General features: G+C 51.5%; 1 protein-coding gene. It reads left to right on the forward strand.

All coding sequences use genetic code 11. The annotated features are described in order from the left end of the window. Nucleotides 1-1,590, forward strand: a 1,590-nt coding sequence (locus BMY80_RS11920; protein WP_143066543.1) for a condensation domain-containing protein, incomplete at both ends; no start/stop codon positions are given.

A 1,590-nucleotide genomic window follows, 5' to 3' on the forward strand; every position in this document is an offset into this window, starting at 1 on the left:
GGTCTTCCGAACTCTTCAGGGTAAAAGAGGATCCTGAACACCGTCATGATCCGTTCCCTCTCACCGAGGTACAGCAGGCATACTGGATGGGACAGGCTCCCGGTCTTCCTCTGAATTCAAAAACATACTATCTGGTGGAAATGGAAGGCTCTGACATCAGTGTAGAACGCCTTAACGAAGCCTTCAGACTGGTGGTCGGCAGACATGAAATGCTGCGTACCGAAATCACCGCCGACGGACAGCAGGTAATCAGGGAAAAAGCTCTCGTCACTCCGGTGGAGGTAACACGTGTTGCCGACGTTAAACAGGCGGTCAGTGCGGTATCGGCCTGGTGGAATGAACTCAATGACATGAATGAATCATTCCCTTATGCCGCCCGTGCCTTTGAATACGGGAAGAACAGCATGCGTCTCGCCATGGCATTCAGCTACATGAACCTTGACGGATACAGCATCAAAATGATTCTCCGCGAAATTGCCGAGGCCTACAGAAATTCTGAAAAATACAGCAGCCGTCCTCCTCTTGCCCTGTCATTCAGAGACTACATTCTTTCACACGGTTATTCCGAAGAAAAACTTCAGGAAGCCCACAGGTACTGGGATGAAAAAATTGACGATCTTCCGCCGGCTCCTCAGCTTCCGACCGAATGCAGTCCGGACAGAATAGAAAAATCACACTTTGTAAGAATCGCCGGAACTCTGCCGCACAAGGAACTGGACAGTATCAAAGCCAGAGCCAGGGAATTCGGACTTACACCTTCCGCAGTATTCCTGCACGCCTATGCGGAAGTGCTCTGCAGATATTCTGGAACCGACGGCGTAACAGTCAACATGACTCTGTTTGACCGTATGAACGTTCATCCGGAAATCTATGATGTTGCCGGTGACTTCACGTCACTTGTTCCGGTGGCCTACCGCCCTGATACGACCGGGAGCTTTGCGGCATCCACGGGGGTTCTGGCGGAAAATCTTGCCGAAGCCCTGGATCACAGAGAACTGTCCAGCATATATATTCAGAGAGAACTGTCAAAACGCAAGGGACTGAGCATGGCCTCACTGCCGGTGGTCTTTACCAGTACTCTGGGTATCGCCGACGATCTTCTCAGTCAGGATACCGGCGCGGGATTTCTGACTCTTGCCGAGGGCGGTCTTTCCGAAACCCCGCAGGTATGGCTTGATCACCAGCTGTATGAAACTGCTGACGGCCTGTACCTCTCATGGGATTATGTATCCGAGCTGTACGACGGCAACCTCATCAGAGAAATGTTTGAATGCTACATGGAACTGATTCACAGACTGGTTACTGAAAGCTGGCAGCTTAATATTCAGGCGGAACTGCCGAAGGAAACCGTGAGAATCAGAACCGTTGTGAATACTACTTCGGCTCCATTATCCAGTCTTCTGCTCGCCGAACGCATCCATATGAACGGTATAACCATGGCTGACAGTCCTGCGCTCTTCTACGGTGACAGAATCGTAACCTACGGTCAGATGCACGCCTCCGTCATGCGCGTGGCCTCTCTCCTTATTCAGCACGGCGTAAAACCTCTCGACAGAATTGCGGTTTCCGTTCCACGCGGACCTCTGCAGA

This window comes from Ruminobacter amylophilus (assembly GCF_900115655.1).
Taxonomy (GTDB): Bacteria; Pseudomonadota; Gammaproteobacteria; order Enterobacterales; family Succinivibrionaceae; genus Ruminobacter; species Ruminobacter amylophilus.